Origin of the sequence: Bradyrhizobium sp. WSM1743 (genome assembly GCF_000473065.1) — a bacterium.
Classification (GTDB): Bacteria; Pseudomonadota; Alphaproteobacteria; order Rhizobiales; family Xanthobacteraceae; genus Bradyrhizobium.
This window is the reverse complement of the sequence record NZ_AXAZ01000024.1, coordinates 60,646-81,933: the sequence shown is the minus strand read 5'-3', so window position 1 is coordinate 81,933 and position 21,288 is coordinate 60,646. Positions and strand designations below refer to the sequence as shown.

Below are 21,288 nucleotides of genomic sequence, written 5' to 3'. Positions count from 1 at the left end.
GATCGGGGCGGATAATGAGTGGTCCGTTTTGCGCCACAACCTGCAGGTGCTCCCAGCTAGCTTTGAGCGTCCGCCCCTTCTCTACGATCGCTCGCGCTACGATACTCCATCAGTGAAGACGCAATGGATCTCGGACCCCTGCTGGGATAAGCCAAGCTCACTACTACGGTCAGAATCCTCAACGCGAAGGAAGCGAGAACAACTCGACCAAACTACGCCAAACTGCGCGATGCCAGCCGGCCGCACTACTCCCACTCAATCATTTAGGACGACATTACGGCGTTGATCTGCACGCACAAACTTTCAAAGCTGGCGGACAGATCCCGACAATATATCCGCATATCCGCGCCAGCTTTTTGATCTTGAATTCACAGGAAAATTCACGGCGCCAGAACGGACGGCGACTTCGGTAACTATCGGAGTCAATCGACTGAACGGCCGCGTGCTAGGCCGAGACACCCGCTCATACTCGCGCGGCGTAGCTTCCGGTACCGTCAATCATCGGGAGTGCGCTCGCCTATTTTGTACGATGATCGCTCGCGCCACTCACTCGACCACCCACCCTAGACGTGTAGGTCCGCTGCGCGCCAGAAGCTGCCGCTCGCTGCCGATGATGCTCCGCCGATGGTGCCGTCACCGTGCAGCCATGACGTCGCGAGTTTCGAGTGCGGGTTCTCCCTGCCCGGATCCTTCCTACGCGCTTCCATCGTTCTTGCGAACCTTCGCCGGCGGGTCACTTACGGGTGCTGCCAGCGCGTTGGAGCGTCCTGATATGCGCTGCCAGAAATTCGTCCGTCCAATCCCAAGGTGAAGACGACCCTCGCGAAGCAAAGGGGGCGATGCTCCTTCGAGAAATTCGCCAAGTGCGTATATCTTTTTCAACAGCTTGTATTTGTCGGCCCCTTCGGGAAATTTTGGTGGATCGAACGCCGTTGTCTTATCTGCGACGTCCTGAACCTTCTTTTGAATTTCCGCAATAACAGCCAAGGCGTTATCCGTCGCATAAAGAGGAGCCTCCTGCGCCACGCGGTCGATCGCTCTGTGAGCCAGCTGTACCTCGCGCCACTGTGCGGCTAATACCTTTGAGGACCTTTGCTCATCCTCGTAATTTACAGCTATGATGATTTTCTCCGCCATCGCATGAATGGCGGTCACAGCCCGCTCGTACCAATCCAATTGTTTATCGAATGCGCGCTGCTTTCTGAAATTGCCAAGTGCTACTTGTGCGCCAATCCATGAGCCTATGAATCCTAAGAGGCCGGTCATAAGGGCCAACGAAATTTGTACATATGGTGGGGTATCAGCAGCCAAAGCTGGCCCTATCATCGTATTCGAAGCAATGGTGAACGCACAGATCAGGTAAATAATCATCCTGACTGGCTGAGGGGGAATCGGAAGAGTGATTTGTCGATTACATCTCTCCGAATTCGAAATTGCTCCAATACAGGCGCGCCCGACTGCCTCGATTGTGCCCATTGTCGTGCCTCTAGTCGTCTTAGATATGCCGCATCTTAACACATCGATTGGTCATCAGTGCGAATTTCTACCAAATGACGTGCAAGCAACTGCGGAGGCGATCGCCTTCGTTGCAACGCTTTAGAGAGCGTTCCAGGCGAGGGCATCGGCCGCGACTGAGCGTGTAACCCCGATACCATTGACCCCGTCACATCCTCAGTTACTCACCCAAACCTCAAGCGTGCGTGGCTGCACCGTCGGTACCCTTTCAATTCTCACAGGCCGGCCGGCCGGGCTCCTGTCGCTGACCAGTGCTGCGAGCCGTTGCGCGTCAGCTTCATCGTCGGCCGATCCGTAGCGCACGACGTTCAGATTGATGGCGCCGGTTGTCCTGTTGCCGCCCAGCTGTCCGTCCGGATATTTTTCAAGCACGTCAAAACCTCCATCGCGCAGCATGTTGGCGAACGCGACCACATTCTTGCGATCGACATCTCCGGCGAAATTGATAGAGACCCTCGCAGGCGCCCTCGCCGCGAGTTGTTGCTGCTGCTGTTGTTGTTGCCGTTGCTGTTGCTGCGCAGGCTGTATTGGCGGCACGTTGACCGTGATCGGAACCGTTGACGGGCAATGCGGTCCGGTCGGAACGTCCGACAGTGGGAGGCCGTATATGATCCGCCCATGTCCGATCCGGTGAATACGGACCCGGCCGTCGATGCTGGCGGCCGCCAGCGACTTCGCGTCCGGCGACAACGCGAGGTAATTCACGATCCCGCCGTGTCCCGAAAATTCGGAGACTACGAGCGTCTCGCGAGCCGCCTCAGTCGATGCAAGTACGGCCTCAACGTCGACCTCACGTATGTTGCAATCGACGCCGGCGGCATAGAGCCATCGCCCATCGCCCGATAACGTGGCTGCCGTAACGCGCGCGGGCAGGACGACTTCGCGAAGCCGAAGCGGCGTCGGGATGAACGACAGGGACGGAATTCCGCTGGCGGCAAGTGAAAGTGCGGTCGGCTCATCCACGCTGGCTTCCGAGAGAACAGCGGCCGGTACTGCCTTCTCGATCGCCTCACGCACTCGTCGCACCTCGTCGGTGGAAAAGGAAACGACTTGGCCGGCGATCGCGCGCTCGAGTTCCTTGGTGGTAACCTCACGACGGTCCAGATGATCGACCACGAACTGTACCCGGTAACGTCGTTCAGCGGCGATCTTGGGGTCGGGCGACGGCGAAACCCGGCTTTCACCAGTCGTTCGTGCGACAAAGATCGCGCCTGCCGGCGTGCGGACCATCAACGTGTTGCCCGATTGGGACAGCGCAAGGCCGCCGGGCGCGAGAACAAGTTCAGGACTGGTCTCCGGTAGCGAAACGTCGAGAGACACGAGCGGCTCATTCGGCCCCCAACGCCAGAGTTTGATTGATCGATCGGTGGCAATCGAAGCGAGAGTTGCGCCCGATACGGTTTGCCGCCCTGGATCCGCCGCCGCAAGTGCAAACACTGGCGCTTTGTGCCCAGGGACGCCGGCCGCAACCGCCGGCCCTTTCTCCTCATTTCGATTGATGTCGAGCTGGCCGACGACTGTAGCCGCAATCACCTCGAATGGCGCAACGGCCAGTGCCGTGATCTGCGATCCGCTTTTGGAGATCTGCCGTGCGCGAGCTCCACCACCGGCAGCTGGTTCGTTCGGATCGATGCGCCACACGGCGTCATTCTCCAGACCTGGACCTACGATTCTACGTGCTGCCGAGCCATCAGGGTTGCGGACGGAGGCCGCGCCTGTGACCACCAAGGCACCGCTTGCATCCACGGCGAAGAGACCACCTGGCGTCAGTATCTGAGTTGATCCGTTGGCTGAATAGAATTCTCCGTCAGGAGCAGCGAGGCCGGTCGACCAGATTTTAAATCCGCGGGCGCCGGGAGGAGTGCTGCGCTGTCCGTCAACATTGAAAAAAGCCGGCGTACCGGACCTTCTGCGGCCCACAGCGATAGCGCCGTCGGGGGTCCAGAAGATGCCCGTCACAGCAGCCTCACTTCTGCTCCAATCAACACCAGGCAGGTTCACTTCTCCCGCCATCGGCCCCGAGTCCCACATTTCTTGCGAAATCAGCGGTGCCACCGAATTGATGTATGATTGAGACCATAGCGCGCTCAGTACCGCTAGGAAGGCGCCGCCAATCACAATGAGGCGGCCAACGGCATCCGCCAGCACGAATGCCGTTGCCATCTTCCAGACGCCTGCAAACCCGTTAGCCAGGCGCGGCATTCGTCGTCCCCCCCGTTGTTCTTTGCGACTCCGAATCGTTGGAATGCTGTTCGACCGTCGGCGAACCAGAAGGTGGTAGCGACACTGGCCGGGGCTGCGGAAGTGGCGGCTCGGTCCGAAATACCCGCCGCACTAAGACGAAGGTGGTGAGCACCGCGACACAAGAAACTGCGAAACCCAGCGCAGGAAACCACGCACCGCGCACATGCGGCGCTTGGGTCAAGTCAGGCATCAGCAGCCAAAGGCCAATGCACGCAAGAAGAAAGAACGTCCCTGTCGTGAGTTCGCGCTTCAGCTGCATGCGCCGAGCAGCTCGAAGAAGTTCTGCCTTGCGCGCCTCGGAAACGATGATGGGCTCCGCTTCGTGCTTGATGTCGCCTTGGAACGCCTCACTCATGACGGCGTCCGGCGGAATCGCAAGCGCGCCGGTTCGCGGCCACCATACGGCCAACGGTCCTTCGCGCGCAGGCGCATTCCGGAACAGGTCGGCGATGACGGCCGTTGCGCGATCGAGATCTTCGCGAGAGAGTGCAGCTAGAACTCTTCGGCGAAGCCACTCCGGCATGCGCCCCGAACGGAACCAAGGCAAAGCCGTCATCCGTTCGAATGCGCGACGATCCTCCGCCGTGTCCTGCAGAAGCACTGGCGCGTCATGCTGCGGTCCCGCCTGCAGGACGCGACCGATATGCACGGTCAGGTCAAACCGCAGCTGTGGATAGATCGCGCAAGCGGCATGCCAGTAAAACCCGCGATCGCCGAGCCAGCGATAGAGATCGTCAACCATCGCCTCGATCGTTTCGTTGGGCGGCGGAATATCCGTCGTAAGCATGCGCTGGTCGAAGGATAACGCGTCGCCCCGCGACAGGAATGCGGAGGAGCCAAAGCGTTCGGAGACGGCTTGCCACCAGGCATCCAGCCGGCCGCTGGCGTTTGGCACTGAGCGAGACTGCAACAGCGCCAGCCGGTAGGGCGGCGTGTCCGTGGCTGCACGGAAGCCCTGCTCGAGATCGGCAACAGCTTCCTCACCGGTCCGGCCAAGAGGCGCACCGATATCGCGCGAGAGCGCCAGCTCCACCTCGCCCCAGTCGCCGATCGGCACCGGCGTCAGGACCATGCGATCGCGCCAGAACGCGAATGCGCGAGCAATATCGGCTCGGACGCGTCCGCTGAAGCGGTCGACCAGATCGCGCCCATCGGTCACCAGCACCATGCGAGATTTCGGATGAAGGTCGCGCAGAGCTGACAGATGCACCAGCTCCTCGCGACCGTTGACACCGTCCGAGCGCTGGTCGCCGGCAGCAGCCGCTGCGCGTTTGACCGTCAGCGGGTCAAAGTCATAGTCGTACGCAAAGAAGGGAAGGCCACGATCGGCGAGATAGGCGAACAGTTGGCGTACACGCAACCGTTCATGATCGTGCGGCTGACGACGCTGGACGATGACAACGTAGCTGACGGCGCGCCGCACCGGACGCATGACAGGCGCAGCCATACCTTCCTGGCGAATCAGGGCCGCGATGCTTCGCGGGGCATCGAGCCGCCTACCGGGCGCCGGTTCATAACGTATGAGGCCGCGCAAGGAGCGCCTGTCGACGAACGGAGGGAGCGAAGCCTCCATAAGTGGCGCGCTCGTCTGCTTGATGCCTTCGAGCGCGCGGGGCCAGCGCATCGACCGTCGTTCGCTGACGAGCCACCGGTCAACCAGCAGCTGGACCTTCTTGCGATGCGTCGCAGCGGCGAACAGGCAATAGATCAAAAGCGGTACACCAGAAAGCAGCAGCCAGGCATTGCTCCACCTGTTGGGCCGAACACTCGCCACAGCACCGGCCGCCGTCTCTGCAACGTCGGTCGATGTCAACAGTTCCGGACGGAGATCTTCAAACAACACGCGCGGAAGCCCGGAGCGCAGGACCGCAACCTCGGCCGTCAAGCGGCGCAACGCGGCAAATGCCGGCCCATCGATGCGGGGCCTGATCGGATTTTGCTGGGATGGATCGTTGGACGTTGACAGGACAAGGGACTTGTCAGGCGGCCACGGCCAGGTACGAAGCAGGTTCGCGAGCAGAACGTCAGGAGTACCAAGGCGCGGGTCCAAACCGGCGTGAACCGCCGCGAAACGCCTCGGCGTTAGCCCCTGCGCCATGAAGTCTCGATCTCTGACCACCGCAAGCGTCACGTTCCATGCCTGATTAAACGCGGCTGCGGCGGCCTCCTGAGCCGGGGGAGCTGGCGTCGGCGGCGTCGGCACATTGCCGCGGCTTGGAGGAACGGTGGTCACTATTCGGCTAGGCGTGCGCAAAAAGATGTGGGGATAGAGGGCGATCGCGGCGCTGATCAGGACAGCGGCTGCAAGAAACAGCGCCAGCCATGCGGCATTGGATCTTCCACGCATCATTTGCCGCGTCTTGGCGAGCAGACCAGCTCCTTCCGATGTCGAACCGGTCCCGCCTCCAGAAATCTCGCTATTGGGTTGAGCGAGCTGCGACTGTAGAACGTCTTGCAACAAGCGCCTTGCAGGCCCGCTCTCAGCGATGATCGGCGCAAGGTAATTCACCCAAACATCAACCGAGGCTCCGCCGGCGGCAACCCCTCCTTGTGCGCGCATCGCTGCAACAAGTCGGTGGAGATCGAGGTGCTGTCCGGGCGTCAGACGCCACTCCCGGTGGCCGATGCCGGCTGCACGCCGAGCGCCTTCGTAATCTCGGATCAATTCCTCCGGATCGATACTTAGCTGATCGGTGGTGACGGCCAAGTGTCACCCTCCTGTGTCGGCCTCGATGCGGCCCGCTCACCGAGCACCGCCTTGAATGTCGCAAGATCGGACTTTAGCTTCACAAGCGCGGGGGCGAGCTGCGGCAACCACTCTTCCGCCAGCTTGCCATTCGGCCGCGCGGCAAGGACGCGGCCCGCGTCGACCAGTTCGGCAATGCCGGGGTTCTTCTGCATGTTCTGTGCGCGCAAGCGGCCGAAGAATTTGAGCAGGATGGCGCGGTCGTCTCCCGAGAGGCTGGGCCCGGCCCCTTTCAGCTTGTTGCCAAGGTGCATCTCCAGAATATCCTGCAGCAACTTGTCGTCAGGAAAGTCGATCGCAAGAAACACGCAGCGGCGCAGGAACGCGTCGGGAAGCTGGCTCTCTTCGTTTGAGGTGATGACGATGATCGGCTTCAGCCCGCCGGGTATGGTGCTGCCGGAGGGCGTCGCATCAGGTAAACCGGCCTCGTTCTGCAGCTCCGGCACACGAAAGCTGACGTCTTCAATCTCCCGCAAGAGATCATTAGTGAAGTCGCGCGGCGCCTTGTCGATCTCGTCGATAATGACTACGGAGCGCCGCGGTTCACTCGGCTGCTTCGGGGCGCTGCGCCCTCGCAACAAGGATGCGACTTTTTCGTGCGGGTGAGCATCGAGAATGGCACGTCCGAGCGCACGATACTTGATGAAGTCGCCGACTTCCGGCTCTCTGAATCCGCCGCCGGTTGAGGACGCCGCCCTGGCTCTTATCTCCGCGAGCTGCGCTTCCCGGAAGCGGCGTATGGCATCATAGGTATAAAAAAGGTCGGTCGCCTCCGATGATGATTTCACTGCGAAGAAGTAAAGATTCTTGATTCGCATGCGCCGCGCGATGGCATAACCGAGCTCGGTCTTGCCGCATCCCGGCTCGCCGGCTACCAGCAAAGGCTTGCCCAATCCGATGGCCACGTCGACGGCGGCTTCGATCGTAGGATTGAAGCGATAGATCGACCCCTTCCCCGTAGGCTCATCGTTCTCGGCGAGTTCAGACTCCGCGAGCATGCCGGAGGTCGAACTGAAAACATTGAAGAGCGTCATCCCGCGGCCTCCAGTGTCCTTTCGACGAGCTTTGTCGCAGCCGTGCTGATCGTCTTGTTGAGAATCTCCAGGGCCGCAGACATGTCCAGTTCAAGCCCGAAATCGTCTTCCTGAACGTCAACCTGTTCGGGAGACCACGCAGAATTCAACGCCTGCGCCCACGCCAGAACGTCATTGAGTTGCAGCTTGGTCAGAGTAACGCTGACACCACATCGTTGGGGTGCGGCAGTGTCTTTCCAAAGCGGTGAAAAAGGCTTGATGTCAAACGCGCTGGCAGGACGCCGATAGGCAACGAGGGCCTGATACATCGGCCTTGAGGTCGCACCACCCGCCTGCCGGCTAGCGTATTCCCATAACACCTCACCGAACAGTTTGATGAATTGCCGTTCTGTCGCAGGATTCCTGCATTCGAGATCGCCAACGTCAATCACAAGCAGAGTCCGCGGCTTGTATCCATAATTTTCAAGCATGAGCTGCATATCGGACCTGGCTTCATCCTCGCTGGCGTCGAATCTGGGCCAGGTGAACGATCCATTCTCCCAAGCAATGAAGGCGTCGCCCTTGCCGGACTTACCCTGCAGAAATTCGGATTGGACATCCGCGATCGTGCGGTTCTCGAGGCGGGCTGTGCTGATCTCCCTGATGCGCCTCACGAAGTAGTCGAACCCGTCGAGCTTGTATTGGTAGAGAACCTGATTGACGACCGTCTCTTTCGCAAACGCCTGCAATATCCTTGCGTGCTCCAGTTGGCGTCCGAGGACGACCTTGGCCGCAGCGACGCGTTCTTCGATTGCGTTCTTCATCTTTCGCGAGAGCCCGAAGACAGTCGGATCAGGCGGATTGGCAGCAACCATTTCCTTGAAAACGGCCTCGTTCTTGCGCTTGATGTCGCTGAGAATCCGGCTGATCGGAATGAAACGATTTTCGGCGGTCTTGTCCGCCCGATCCTTGCCAGCGACATGCAGGCCGATGAGTCTGGCCTCGGAATCGAAGACACCTCCTCCAGATGCGCCCTTGCGGGTAGGCGCGCTATGCTCTACACGGACACCGTCCGCGATCAGGGCGATGAGCTTGCCGGAGCCGATACTGCTGGCCTCCTGCGCGTAGCCTCGGCCCGCGGCCCCTGTTCTCTCCGGAAACTGGACGACAGAAACCGGCTGGCCCTGCGCGGGCAATTCCTGGTCCGGGACCAACAGCACCCATCCGAGCGGGTCGAGATTGCCCGTCAATGCCTTTCCGGCGGATGCGCCGACAGGTTTGGCTAATCGTAGCAGCGCGTAGTCGTACAAATCGTCGCTTGCAGCGTCGACAAAGTCCGAAGCAGCGGTCTTGAGCTCCTTGTCTCCCGGTGCAACGCCGCTGAAGGTCACAATCCCCATCACGTCTGCCCAGTTATGCTGGCCATCGGCGAACTCTCCAGTTTCGAAGTACCCAAATCGACACTTGATGTTGCTTGCCGCGTGCAAATCTCCGTTGTCAGTCATGACGACATGATAATTGGTGAGGACCAGATCCGGTCCGACCAGAAGTCCGGAACCGTTACCTTGCCCGCCGACGACGACGGAGCAGGCGCAGGCATACCGCCTCATCTCAAGCACCCACTGCTGCCTGGCCGGCAGAATGCGCCCACTCCCAAGGGCCTGCAGCGCATCCTCGTTCGACGCCGGACTTGAGACTTCGAATCCGTTCCGCGCCTGGTTGTTCACGCTCAGACGGCTCCTCAACGATTACGGACGACTTCCATTGTCATGCCTGCAGCACCGCCCAGCCCAGCGCAACGTCCAGTTCGCGCGTGTAGATCCCGTCACTTCCCGACGCACCGGGAAAGCTGCGCTGTCGCTCGTGCAAACGCATCGCAGTCGTCGGTCCGAAATCGCCGTCGGGCGATTCGATCCCGAGTTTTCGCTGCAGGCGCTTGACTGCTTCGCCGTTCGAGCCGAACCGCAACCGACTCAGTCCCGCGAGCGAGACTGGGTCATCCGCAAGTCCGTTGCGCCTCAAGCCGGATGCGAGCCTTGCCTCGGCGCCGGTCAGGAGCATGTACACGAACGGCGTTCCGTCGCTTTTCGGCAAGCCGGCGGCCATCCTGAACTTCGCCCACGGACCGCTGTGGTCGCCGCCCACCGTTGCCATGCCGACCACGGTTTGACAGCCGACCGACGAAAAACTCGACATGTTGAGGCGGAACGTCGGATGGATGTTGTCGCCCGGTGCGCATGGATCGGCGAGGTCAGAGAGATCGTACGTCAGATCCTCGCTGGAGCGCCTGACGACGACCTTGCGCCTCTTCGCGATCGTCTCCCGAAGAAGCAGGCAGCCAGGCTTGCCGTTATGCGTTCCTGCTACGTAACCGTAGCACCCTGTCGCAAGCAGGTTCCCCATGTCACGCGATGCGCGCCAGCGCCGTACGGCTGCAGAGTTTGGAACAGTCGACCCCGGAAAGACCGAGACGGTCCCCGCCGCACGATCCCAGACTCCGAGGACGCAGCGCGGCGTCTCGTGATCCGGTCGCAGGTCTTTCAGCGTTATGCCCGACGCACTGGTGTGGTCGGTGACGATCATTGCACCGCGCAGTCCGAAAAGGACACGCTCGCCCGCCTGATCGAGCGCGAAGTCATTGAGCTTCGCAAGCAGCTCGAGGTCCGCCGCTACAAGCGAAAACGACAGGCCGATGCCCGGCGGCTGCTTCAAATGCGCATAGTCAGCTGACTCCACATCCGCACCCCAGCTGACGCCCGAAGCCTCCAGCGTGATGACCGGTCCGGCCGCTTCCGCTTGGGCAATATCCTCCTCAGTCTGATCCGGCCAGCGCTCCGCATCGTCGAGGGGTTCAGCGCTCTCCGCCTCGATACGCGCTTCTAAGCTTTCGGGAAGCGGTGAGGCGGACAAGCCTCCCAGGAATAGCGCCGCTTCGTCGGTCCGCCGCCGGGTCATTCCTTTTTCGATATCCGTCCCCTTCCACAACGGAATCATGGCGATGATCAGCGCAGGAATTTTCTCAAAGCGCCGGTCGTGCATCGCCTGGCGAATTGCGCGCATCTGCACCCAGCGGTCCTGCTCTTCATGCTTGGGTTGACGTGAATAGGCAGCCCCGCGATTGAACGTGAGCGAGACCAGCGCGCCGAAGCTGTCGCCGGACAACATGGCGACGTTGGGAAGCGCTTCGCTCGTGAGCGTCTCGAACTTTGGCAGGGTGGCCTTCCTGAACACGGTCTCAGCAAGCTCCCACTCGATGACAACGCGCTTCACCTTCGCAAGCGCAGCCTTCATGTCGTCGTCGGAGTTTTTCTTGCCTCGCATTCCAAGCGTAGTCGCCAGCAGTGCAAGGTCGTCGGAAGGCAGTTGCGCCCAGTCGCGCTCGAACTCGTCTTTGCTGACATAGCCAAGGTCATACCCGAAACCGATCGTGATGCCGGATGCTTCCTTCGGCCAGACCGGGCGCTTCTTGTAGTGGTTCTCGTAATACGCACGCCCGCCGGTTTCGTACTCGACAATCAGATTGCAGGCCTTCTCCGAAGCGCGCGAGGCCGAAATCGATTCAAGCACGGCACTCGCTGATGGCGCGGTGCCAGACCGCGGATCCCCCTCCTCCTGCTCCCGATACGCGAGCATCGGGCGAGTAACCCCGACGATCGGCGACCTGGCCTCCGCGTCGTCCAGGGGCAACACGCCAGTGAGCAACAAATCATCCGCGTTGAAGATGTCGGCTGACTCGCTCGCAACGACCGTTTCGAGCGATACCCGGGGCTTGCGCAGCGAATACGTGTCGCCAGCCTCGTATGCTGAAAGGTCGAGATTGGCCATGGCCGCAATTTCGGAGATCGGTCGCAGCCACATCAGGCTGGCCTTCGTCTTACCTTTCTTGTCGGGCTCCTCGAAGGGGAGCGCCTCAGCTACGATGGGCGGCAACAGGTCCGGGGGTTGGCGCTGAACCCATCCGACGGAAACGAGGCGATCGTCAGATTTCCAGGCGACGATCTTGAAGTACTGGCTGGCCACCGGCATTTCGTCATGAATTCGCCGACGCTCGACATCGTCGAACAGCGGTCCGGAGATCACGACAGCGCGCACCTTCAACCGTTGGGTCAGATCATTCAGCACCAGGTCTTCGAGATTGTTCCAGATGCCCTCATTCAGGTCCTCCGCCTGCGGCGAGGCATTGGTCAGGAAGAATGATTGCAGCTCACCGATCTTGGCGGCGCCTTTGGCTCTTTTCGGATTCCAGCAAGGATCCAAGCGGCGCACGAGATGGCCGAAGGCAAAGTGGTTCTTGTCCGGATCGATGCGCGGGTCCGGCTTCGAGAAGTGACGCGCCTGCGGCTGGTCTTCTGTCGCAAGGCGAGGATCATGATACCACTTGTCGCCTTTCGTCCGCTTGATCGGTTCAAATTTCTCACCGTCGATATCAACGATCGTCGCCAGCGCCTGCTTCTTGCGGGCGTCGAACAGAATTGAGAAGTGCCGGTAATCGAGCCAGCGAATCAGCTTGTCGCGACGAGCAGCAATGTCCTCGGGGTGCTTGAGGTCCGGAAGCGGTGCCAACGCCCCGGATCCTAAAAATTCGGGCTCGTGACCGGTTTCCGCCTCAAGCTGCGCCTTGCTGAAGGGCGAAGCGATGACGCTTGCCCCTTCGAGGACGACCACTGGTTCAGAGGCTTCAAGATTGGCCAAGACCCGGGCAACAGACGTTGATCCTGCATCGTTCGTCACAGTCATCGCCCCAAAATAAATAATTTCAAAATTCCAATCCTCGCATCGGAACATATTTCCGGTTGCAAGACAATCCGGAATGCAATCTGATGCATGCTGGGGCAACACAGCTGTCCGATGCGTATCGAACGGGGGAGCATATGTCTGGACCGCTTCGGCGCTACGTCAACGCCGCGATCCGCAACAGGAAGGCAAACACCGAAAACGCCACCGCCATCGAGGCCGTTGACGGAAGCGATGCGCCCAGCCGAGAGACCGTTGAGCAGGCGATTTCAACGCTGGAAGAGAAACTCACGAAGGCAGCAGGCGGGCGCGACCGGCTGACTGATGCCGATCGCCTCGTTATCTCGCAATGCGGGAAGGTTGGCGAAAAACTTCTCGCCGAAGGCGTTACCGCGGGGCTCAGCCCGGCTGACGAGACGGCGCTGGAGGCGATTGCGATCGCTGACGGAACCCGCCCGCCTCTCCTCATCAAGGAAAATGCGATCGCGCCCGACGACCCGATGGCGGGAGCTTGGGCGGACGAGTTGAAGTCCTACGCAAAGGCGATCGCCGAGATTTCACCGCGTGTCGGCCGGATCGACAACCATGGCCGTCAGCTCGGAACCGGCTGGATGATTCGACCGGGTTATGTCGTCACCAACCGACATGTCGCCCAGGAATTGTCCAACGATCCAACCGCGCCGCTATTGGAGCTTAGCCCCCTGCGCAAGGCAACAATCTGCTTCGGCTTCGAAGCCGATGAACCGAAGCAGCGTCCACAACATGCCATCAGCAAGATCGTCTACTGCGGCGACAAACATATCGATCGTCGGAATGTGGATCTGACGCTTCTGGATCTGGCGATCCTGAAACTGAAGCACACAAATGAGAATGATCTCCCGTCGCCGCTCCCTTCGGTCCTCGTGCCATCGGAAGAAATGACTGTCGGCAGCGATCTGTATGCGATCGGCTATCCCGGAACGACCGCCAGCTCGCGGTTGCCACAGTCAACGCTGCTTCGGCTCTTTAACGACAAGCTGGGCGTCAAGCGATTATCGCCCGGAGAGATCGTGCTGGGATTGGAAGGCGTTGACAACGGCACGAAACGAACGATCGGGCACGATGCGACGACGCTGGGCGGCAGCTCCGGTTCGGTCTTGCTCGGTTTCGACAGCATGGGCGAGCCTAAGGTCGCCGGCCTTCATTTCAGCGGCTACGAAGTCCGCTATGGCCCGGATGAAATAGAGTATCGGGGCCGAAACTACGCGCATTCTTTTGCGGCCATGCCCGATATCATTCGCGCCGTCGATCGGGCGATTGCAGAGGATCGCCCAAGGTAGAACGGTTTAGTGATCGCACGGCGCGTCTTCCTGTCAAGGTCTGAGTGGGCCCGCCCCTCGCGCCAGTAGAAACGCTCTGAAATCTTGCCCAACTCTCCCATCACGCAAATCAATGCGTAGCCTCAAGTTTCGAGATCTGCGCCAACGAAGCAGGGGTCAGCGAGTGATCGCACTTGCATTTGCAAGCCCTCATCCAGGCTCTACTTATCGGCGAATTCACGGACAAGATCAAACGAAGTGCCCTGCACGCTGAGAGCGAACGGCGGAAGGCCCATGCTGTTGCTCAGGGACCGTGACTTTTCGTTCGCTCTCGTCGCTGGCCGGCATCGATCTCGCCATGCCCATTGTCAGGTTTCCGGTTTGCGTGCCATCGGCTTTCTCCTCTCCCAGCGCCTCCGCACCAGTCATGTGGGGCAAGCGTTCGCCGCGGCTGCCAATGGCGCAACCTCACAACTTGTTACGTGGTGCCTTTTGCAGGATGGAAAGCGGGAGGCTGAAACTGGCGGCCAGTTCATGCTTGGCGGTCTCGGTAGCCATATCTTCCCCGCTGTCGAGGATCGCCTCCAGATCCGGCCGGATCGCTGCCGACTCCAGGGGAAGCCCCCCGTGATCGGCTATAACCGCCTCCAGAGCTGCTCCGGGGTGGGCAGTGTCCGTCCTCCCCTCCGCCAGAACCTGTTGAATGAATACTTGCGCATACGACTGCTTTTCAATCTGGTCGCGGACACGCTGCAGCGTGCGCTCCACCGAATGACGGCCGCGCGCCCAGGCAAGATATGGCCCACGAGAGCCCGCCGCGCCGGTGCTGCTCCACAGCTCCCGACTGATCCAGGTCAGCCCGTCGCGTGCCGCATTCGCCTTCAACACGTCCCAACTCACCCGAAACATTGCCGGGCTCGGCACAAACACTTGCTGCTTGCAGCGCCCGGCACGCAGCCGCAGCGCAGTGAGGTCGGGAGATTCCGGCCAGTCGGGGTCCGGATAAAGCAGCACCTCCTGCAGCGCTGCCTCGATTTCCCAATATTCCCGTCGGGTGCCGTCGTCCTTCAATTGCTTCTCCGCAGCCGCGGCGCGATCAGGATGCAGCAGCTTCGTCAGGTTCGCCAACACCTCGTCCGCAATTTCTTGTCCCTCTCGGCTAAGTGCCTTTTTCGTAGTAGATTTCAGCTCGTAAGTTGCGTCGCCCGCCTCGGATCTTTCCTTGGCGTCCAGGAAAAGGTGCAGGCCGGTCAAGCCGGTGATCGGATTGTCGAACTTCTCGTAGAGGAGCTGAGACACCAGCGTTTCCCCGGTGAAGATCGCCCTACCCCGCTCAAGCGCGTTTCTTGCCACTTCCACGGTTTCCCAATGGTCGGAATAGACGACACTGGCACCCGGCCGCGCCATCTGGATCGAAACATCGAACTGCGGCGTGTCTCCTTGTTTCGCGCGAGCTCCGTGCATTTCGGTCGCGGATGCTGCTGCGCCGACCGCCGTGTCGGCATTGCCGGCCCGCAGGAAGATGCGCGTCTGCCAGCCCTCGGCCACCAATACGGCCTGCCGCGAAACCTGCGCGCCCTGGTTGAGCTCCAGCACGAAAGGCCCGTCCGCCGGATCGGCCCTGACGGCCACCGCCGACCAGAGTTCATCGCCGATGCTTGCGTTTCGGCGCCGATTGTCCAGCCTGACGGCGCGCCTTGTGCTGCGCCAAGGGAAGATCGAAGCGCCGCCAAAGGGCTTCTCGCGATCGGCCGTCTCGGCGCGCTGATGCGCAAGCACCAGGATGCAGGGTTTGCTCTGTTTGCCCAGTGCCTTCTGCGCCAGCGTTTGGACGGCGGCAACATCCGTCAGCATCGGTCCGATCGGCGCGATCGCGGAAAACTGGCTGACGAACAGATGGAGCTGCTGAGGCTTGGCTGTGAGCTCGATCAGCTGCTCCTTCACAGTGCCTGCCCTGACTACCCGGATCTTGTAGAGCCCAGCACTCAGGCTGTCGCTGAACCCCCCGACCGATCGCGCCACCCGGCTGAGCGCGGCGTTCATGACGAACACTTCGGCGTCGTCGTTCGTGTAGACATCGAGCTGCGGCATGGTGCAGCCTTCCCTATTCGATATCGGCCGGCGTGGTGGCGCCGATCTCGAAAATACGCTCCAGCCCGCCTCCCTTGAGCTTGTAAAGGCCGACACCGAGCGCGAAGCTGACCCATCCGTCCTTAACCTTGGCCGCTTTTGAAAGCGGCCCCGGCGGGCTGGTCAGCAGCATATCAGTGCCGTCCGCCACTTGCACCCGGATCCGGTAGATCGGGTGAGGCTGGTTGGCCGCAAAAACCATGTCGTCTTCGTGGGGCACCATGGCGAACTGCGCCTCGCCGCCCGCAGCGTTGAGCGAGCCGTTGCGCAGGAAATTGGCGAGCAAGGCGGAACGCACCTCGCCATTGTCGTCGGCGGCCCCGCCCTCGAGGCCCTTGAGCAGGCGGGCGGTGAAGAGGCCACGCATCTCGCCGCCCGGTCCGATCGGCCCTTCATAGGAGTCGCGCCCGAAGCCGGAGGCGAACGCCATGAACACTCTGGCCGGCTGCCCCGCGCGGCTGGCGACATTGGCCAGGCCCGTCGGCTTGGTCGGCGTATAGTCCAGCGCCTGCGTGCCGCAGCAATCCATCCACAACACCAGCTCATCGAAGCGGGTCTGGGTGGTAAACCAGTCGATCCATGCCGGCACCTCGAGATTGGGCACCAAGGGGAGCTGCGCTTCCGCCGTGATCAGGCAGCGCGTGCGTGGATTCGGCGCCAGGCCGTGCCCGGCCACATAGACGTAGAGTCGGTCGCCCATGGCCGGCGCATTCGACTTCGCGAAGGGGTCGAAGGCCGCATTCAGATCCGCACCGATCGGCCGGATGGGCAGGATGTGGTCGAACGTCCAGGCCTTTCCGTTGAAACCGTCAGATGTAATCAGGGTCACCTCGGCCTTGGCGACTTCGAGCAGCCATTTCGTTACCGCCTTGGCATCCTCCACGGCCCCGTGCAGGTCATTCGGCGAAGCCCCGTCCTTCCCGAATTTCGGGTAGCTGCCAATGCCCACCACGATCGCGCTAGCAGCCATGGCTACTACCCGCCAAACACCGGACGCTTGCCGTATGCCTTGACAATCAGGGCCTTGTCCATCGCGCTAAGCTGCGTGTTTTCGCCGACCGTGAACCCGTCCTGCGTCCATTCGGGAGGGATCGGATACATCATGATCGATGTCGGATCGACGTCGGTGTTGAACACTTCGCTTTTGTCGTAGCGGTGAAACATGTTCGCGTCGATCTTTTCATCGGACCAGCCCTGCGAGGCCCGCATGTCGGCCCGCACCCTTTCCTTGTTCCATTGGATGGCCTTGGCCGGGTTCATATGCTCATGCACCAGACCGAGCGCATGGCCGAATTCGTGCAGGACGACGGCCCGCGCATCGGGCTCGGGCAGCGCCATCGTCATCCATCCCAGGTTCATCGTGCGCTGCGTGCGGTCGACCGCCTGGGCGAAGCGGCCGAGCCTGGAAAAGCTGCCGATGCCCGGCGTGAAGGTGATCCGGATATCGGCCGCCGCAGGATCGAGGTGGTTGTCGATCCAGAACTCAAGGCCGAAGTTCGCCCCGGTCTCGTCGGGCCAAGCCCTGGCGATTGCGGCGACGCGCCGCTTCAGGTCGGTCGCGCCCTCCATGAAGGAGACGCGCAGCTTCACGCCACGCCCCCAGAAGGCGGCATTCAGCAATGCGGCACGCGCGTTGAGGCCGTTGGCGCTGGGCGGCTGGAAGCCTGCGTCTTCCATGCACGAGCAGAACCGATGGTCGTGAATGTTTGTGTCGGACATCGTATCAGCCCTCAAATGTCGCGGCAGCGGTAGATGATCTTGTCCTTCAGCTCCGCCCTGAAGCGGTCGCTGATTGGCGCTGCGGCCCCACCAAGGTCAGCAATCTCGGGATCGGTGCTGCCCCAGTAGCCTGACGGCGCCCAGCCGCCGGCATTCATCGAGCCGGCGGTCACTATGGCGAGTTGCCCGTCCATTTGCGGCGGCGAGCCAGCATCCGACCTGACGCCGGCGATAACCAGCTTGCCCTGCGCGGCCGCTTCGCGCGCCGCCGAGCCGTCGGCCAGTGCTGTCCATGACGCGCTGCCGGTGATGGCGTCGATAATCTGGTCCGAGGTGCCCGACAGGCTGATGCCCAGGCGATGCGCCACCTCTATAACGAAGAGGTAGCTTGCCCCCTTGAACGGACCGGAGGGGCCGGTTTTCGACCAGACCTCGGCGCAGGCCCGCTGCACCCGCGTCGCATCCGGGTTGGGTGCCGAAAGCGTGCGTGGCGCCGCCGAGCTCGGCGCCACCATCGAGCCCTCGCCTGGATTGGTGCCATGGAAGTTTATGTTGACGTTCGACGCCTCGGGCTTGGGCTGCGGCAGGCGCGGCGGCTCAGGATACATCGGCGCCAGCGTCGGGCGGGTATCCGCGCCGTATCCAAAACCTTCCTGCGGGTTCTTGCGCCGGCCGTCGAGGAACCAGTCGGAATCGAAGTTGGGCGAGATCTTCACGAAGCCGAGCAGTAGGAGGAAATAGGCGAAGAAGCCGATGCCGAGGCCGACGCCATAGGCGCCGAACAGGTTTGTGTCGTTGGGAAAGAGCGCCAGGACGGCCGCGCCGCCCACGACGCCGATAAGCGTCGTCAGGTCGCCGAAGCTGATGTCGCCGCGCCGGTAGCGGTTGACGAAATAGACGTTCCAGCCCAGCACCAGGCCGAATGCCAGGGCACCTGCGATTTTCCAGTCCATGCTCTCCCCTTAACGCGTTCGTTCCGTTTTACGGCAGCCGGTGCCAGGCTTTCAGCACCGTCAGCCGCGTCGATCCGCCCATCGCCATGCCGGCGGCCAGCCACGGCAGCACGCCCGGGCCGGCGAGCCAAGCCGCCTGCGCCGTTACACCAACCACGAGCGCCAGCGCCCAGGCCGCGGAAACAAGTCGTGTCCGTGTTTCGACCGGCCGGGCGCGAACGATCCGGTCTGCGACGATCAGAGCCACGACAGCGCCGACCGATGCAGCCCCCAAAGCCGGCATGATAGCCGCAATGATGCTTGAGCCATGCATCGGCTCATCCCTTCGCCAGGCACAAATCGGGGCGAGCCCCATTTCGATGAGATCGTCCTCCCGCAAGCTCAGAACGGTCGCCCACTGGAGCAGATGTTGAGTTGACGCTCTGGATGCTTTCCCTCACCAAGTAATGACCTCTACCCATCTTGCGAGGAGATTGCAGGGCTCGGTTCAATCTCGAGGTGACCTCCAGTTGCCGGATGTCCGTCTATCAGCAGCTGGATCCTCTCGTATTCCCTCGATTTGATCTCTCTTTTAAACCAGACCGGTTTCCAGGAATCGCGCCCGTGAAGCGGCCAAAATTGAAACTCAAGTAAAGTGTTTTTGACCCGGCACTTCGTCCTGTATCTTCTTCCAGTATGGGCAATGTAGGGGTGTCCACTTCCACCTCGCCGGCGACAATGAGCGTCCGCTTGTTCGTATCGAGATCACTTCCCGGTTCACGGCGGTCTTCCCAGGCTTTCCAGAACCTCAAATTTGCGTTGTGGCCCATGTGGGGCTCTCCGAACTCAGCATCTGAATAGATATCGTTTAAGGCCCGGTGTTCGCGCGCGAGCCATTCAAGAAATGATTGAGGGCATTTCCCTCTTGCTTGAACAAACTCGTGACGCTGGGAAAATGCTTTTACTAATACAGCTCTTTAGCTACTCATCTCTGCGATGCTCGCATCAATCGCTTGATGCACCCCACGCTTAAATTGGCGATGCTAGCGCTTTCCTGGATCAGCAGGTGTTCCTGGTCGACCAGCCTGCTTCGAAGCCGACAATCCCCGCAAGGTTGTAAAACTTAGCTTCGCATTTTCTTCAACAGCGTCAACAGTTTTTGGTGACGCACCCTGTCGCAGTGTGGAAGACAGACAGCCACCACAATGCACATCTCTGCTTCCGTTTTCGGACAGACCAGCGAACTTGCATTCTCGGCATTATATTCCTAATTGCGTCTTATGAGTTTGCCAAAATCTGCTTCTCCCGCACCGCTGATGACGAAGAACAGGATTTGTCCTCGAAGTTCATCTTAGTGAAGCTTGTTCGATACTTTCGGCTTGCTTAACGGGTACGCTGCTGTCGCGGACTATCGATCTAAGCGCACTTCGGACTTTGCATGATCAACGAGCGACAACCGGGCGACACGCGTCGCAGCCTAGAAATATGACCTGAACCAAATATTGTCTTGATATCGGTAGCGGTTGACCTACACTACAACCTGTTCCAGACAAATTCAATAGCTGTGGTATTTCCTTGTCTGCGTTACTTGCTTTCCAGCTTCCAATTAAAATTGACGCCCTTCTCTGACGCCCGGCCCGTACCGGTGCTGCCGACCGCAGAGCTTCCATTGAGCGCCTTGAAGAATGCCACTTCCGCCACCTGGGGACTGAGCAACTGCGTGCCGTTCTCGGGAACGCCGACGAACTTGAATGTCCCGTTCTTGGTGATGAAGAACTTGTCGACGCTGGCGCCGCCGACGGTCCATTTGCCGGTGTCGGTATCGAGCGTCACGCCGAAGGTCTTGCCTTGAACATCGCCCTCGATTCCCGTGCCGATCACTGTCCAGTAGGCCATTGCTGTATCCTTTCTCGATCCGTCCGTGCGTGGTGCAAACGAGTGATGATCAGGGGGCCAGATTCCAGAACCAGATCGGATCAGCGTTCCAATACGCATCTCCGGCGGGCGCCGTACCGTCCCACAGGTCGATATGACCCTGGCCCAGAAAGCCGGGCACGTTGATATAGGCGACGAGCCCCTTCTTGCCATTGACCGATGACGGTGCCGATCCCGGATTCGAGAATCCGTAATCGTAAAGTCCGAACACCTCCGCCTTGCGCAGCACGCGTGCGAGATCCTCGGCGCCCCGGACGTAGTCGTGCGGGCAGAGATTGACTCCGCCGGTCTTGAACTTGTCCTTGATCCCGGTGACGACCTGCGTGAGCGCCTCGCTCATCCGGATCGCACATGTGTTGGGGAACTGCATGGAGCAGGAATGGATCTGTGTCGGATCCGTCTTGTACACGCCGCGCAGTTTGGTGTAGGTCGGTCTCGGCAACGAGAGCGGCAGGAGCTTTTCGCGAAGCGTCTCCCACAAGGCGTCGTCGTCGTCTACGACCTCGGCGTGCGGCGCGAGCCCATCGAACGAATAGCCGCCGACGCGATCGCCGCGCCCGACAAAGGCGACGACCGGCTTGCGGAGACCGGCCGCGATCTCGAACTCGGCTTGCGTGCCGGGTCCGCCCCGCAGGATGACGATCACGTCCCCCGACGCCATGTTCAGAAAGTTGCGTGAGTTGGCCCCCTTGGGACTGGTACCGGGCAGGTGTGTATAAATCGGCACTTCGATATATTGATTGGGATAATGGTCCTTCGGCGCTAGCGAATACTCCGTGATCGTTCCCACCGTCGCGCCGGCAAAGCCGGTGCCCTCGCCTGGTATCACGCCGATCGAACGGCCCGATCGTCCCGGCGTCTCGCAAAACGACCGAGCCACGATTTCCATCGCGCCATGTCCACCTCCGGTGAGGAGGTCGCATCCCAGCTCGGCCACCATCCGCCCGACCCGTCTAGCGCGCCGGTCGAGCCCGGAGTCGGCGGGACTTCCACTCGCGGCCACCGCGATCGTCACCATGTTT

The 21,288-nt window shown here is 60.8% G+C and carries 15 protein-coding genes; 1 reads left to right on the top strand and 14 read right to left on the bottom strand.

The window, feature by feature from the left end:
- Positions 1 to 693 precede the first annotated feature (693 nt).
- From YU9_RS0117055 to YU9_RS0117025, 6 genes are all read right to left on the bottom strand, one after another.
- The gene (locus YU9_RS0117055) at positions 694 to 1,371 is read right to left on the bottom strand and encodes a hypothetical protein (protein ID WP_027573945.1); all 678 of its coding nucleotides are present in this window, start codon (positions 1,369 to 1,371) and stop codon (positions 694 to 696) included.
- A 300-nt stretch (positions 1,372 to 1,671) separates the two neighbouring features.
- Positions 1,672 to 3,717, bottom strand: a complete 2,046-nt coding sequence (locus YU9_RS0117050; protein WP_027573944.1) for a WD40 repeat domain-containing protein — start codon at positions 3,715 to 3,717, stop codon at positions 1,672 to 1,674.
- Positions 3,701 to 6,466, bottom strand: a complete 2,766-nt coding sequence (locus tag YU9_RS0117045) for a hypothetical protein (protein ID WP_156951946.1) — start codon at positions 6,464 to 6,466, stop codon at positions 3,701 to 3,703. Before YU9_RS0117045 ends, YU9_RS0117050 begins: the two co-directional genes overlap by 17 nt.
- Complete coding sequence (locus YU9_RS41625; protein ID WP_051380412.1) at positions 6,442 to 7,539, bottom strand: MoxR family ATPase; 1,098 nt, start codon at positions 7,537 to 7,539, stop codon at positions 6,442 to 6,444. The genes YU9_RS0117045 and YU9_RS41625 overlap by 25 nt, the downstream gene beginning before the upstream one ends.
- Entirely contained in the window at positions 7,536 to 9,245 is a 1,710-nt protein-coding gene (locus tag YU9_RS0117030; protein WP_036017361.1) for a serine protease, read from the bottom strand. Before YU9_RS0117030 ends, YU9_RS41625 begins: the two co-directional genes overlap by 4 nt.
- A gap of 40 nt (positions 9,246 to 9,285) precedes the next feature.
- The gene (locus YU9_RS0117025) at positions 9,286 to 12,354 is read right to left on the bottom strand and encodes a DNA/RNA non-specific endonuclease (protein ID WP_156951945.1); all 3,069 of its coding nucleotides are present in this window, start codon (positions 12,352 to 12,354) and stop codon (positions 9,286 to 9,288) included.
- Between the two features lie 35 nt (positions 12,355 to 12,389).
- Here YU9_RS0117025 and YU9_RS0117020 point away from each other — a divergent pair, with 35 nt between their 5' ends.
- Positions 12,390 to 13,571, top strand: a complete 1,182-nt coding sequence (locus YU9_RS0117020; RefSeq protein WP_027573940.1) for a serine protease — start codon at positions 12,390 to 12,392, stop codon at positions 13,569 to 13,571.
- Between the two features lie 447 nt (positions 13,572 to 14,018).
- Here the strand turns inward: YU9_RS0117020 and YU9_RS0117010 are convergent, their stop codons facing one another.
- The 8 genes from YU9_RS0117010 to YU9_RS44620 all read right to left on the bottom strand — a co-directional run bounded on the left by YU9_RS0117010 (position 14,019) and on the right by YU9_RS44620 (position 21,284).
- Positions 14,019 to 15,641, bottom strand: a complete 1,623-nt coding sequence (locus tag YU9_RS0117010; RefSeq protein ID WP_027573938.1) for a hypothetical protein — start codon at positions 15,639 to 15,641, stop codon at positions 14,019 to 14,021.
- Between the two features lie 13 nt (positions 15,642 to 15,654).
- Positions 15,655 to 16,650: a caspase family protein gene (locus YU9_RS0117005; protein ID WP_027573937.1), complete on the bottom strand. Its 996-nt coding sequence runs from the start codon at positions 16,648 to 16,650 to the stop codon at positions 15,655 to 15,657.
- A 5-nt stretch (positions 16,651 to 16,655) separates the two neighbouring features.
- Complete coding sequence (locus YU9_RS0117000; protein WP_051380411.1) at positions 16,656 to 17,357, bottom strand: M12 family metallopeptidase; 702 nt, start codon at positions 17,355 to 17,357, stop codon at positions 16,656 to 16,658.
- A 53-nt stretch (positions 17,358 to 17,410) separates the two neighbouring features.
- Entirely contained in the window at positions 17,411 to 18,352 is a 942-nt protein-coding gene (locus tag YU9_RS49040; protein WP_063623717.1) for a DUF2304 domain-containing protein, read from the bottom strand.
- 28 nt (positions 18,353 to 18,380) lie between these two features.
- Positions 18,381 to 18,665, bottom strand: coding sequence for a hypothetical protein (locus tag YU9_RS0116985; protein WP_027573935.1), 285 nt, complete (start codon positions 18,663 to 18,665; stop codon positions 18,381 to 18,383).
- Positions 18,666 to 18,879: 214 nt separating this feature from the next.
- Positions 18,880 to 19,161, bottom strand: coding sequence for a hypothetical protein (locus YU9_RS47775; protein WP_156951943.1), 282 nt, complete (start codon positions 19,159 to 19,161; stop codon positions 18,880 to 18,882).
- 754 nt (positions 19,162 to 19,915) lie between these two features.
- Positions 19,916 to 20,227, bottom strand: a complete 312-nt coding sequence (locus tag YU9_RS0116980; protein WP_027573934.1) for a hypothetical protein — start codon at positions 20,225 to 20,227, stop codon at positions 19,916 to 19,918.
- Between the two features lie 49 nt (positions 20,228 to 20,276).
- Positions 20,277 to 21,284: a T6SS effector amidase Tae4 family protein gene (locus YU9_RS44620; protein ID WP_084298971.1), complete on the bottom strand. Its 1,008-nt coding sequence runs from the start codon at positions 21,282 to 21,284 to the stop codon at positions 20,277 to 20,279.
- Positions 21,285 to 21,288 lie beyond the last annotated feature (4 nt).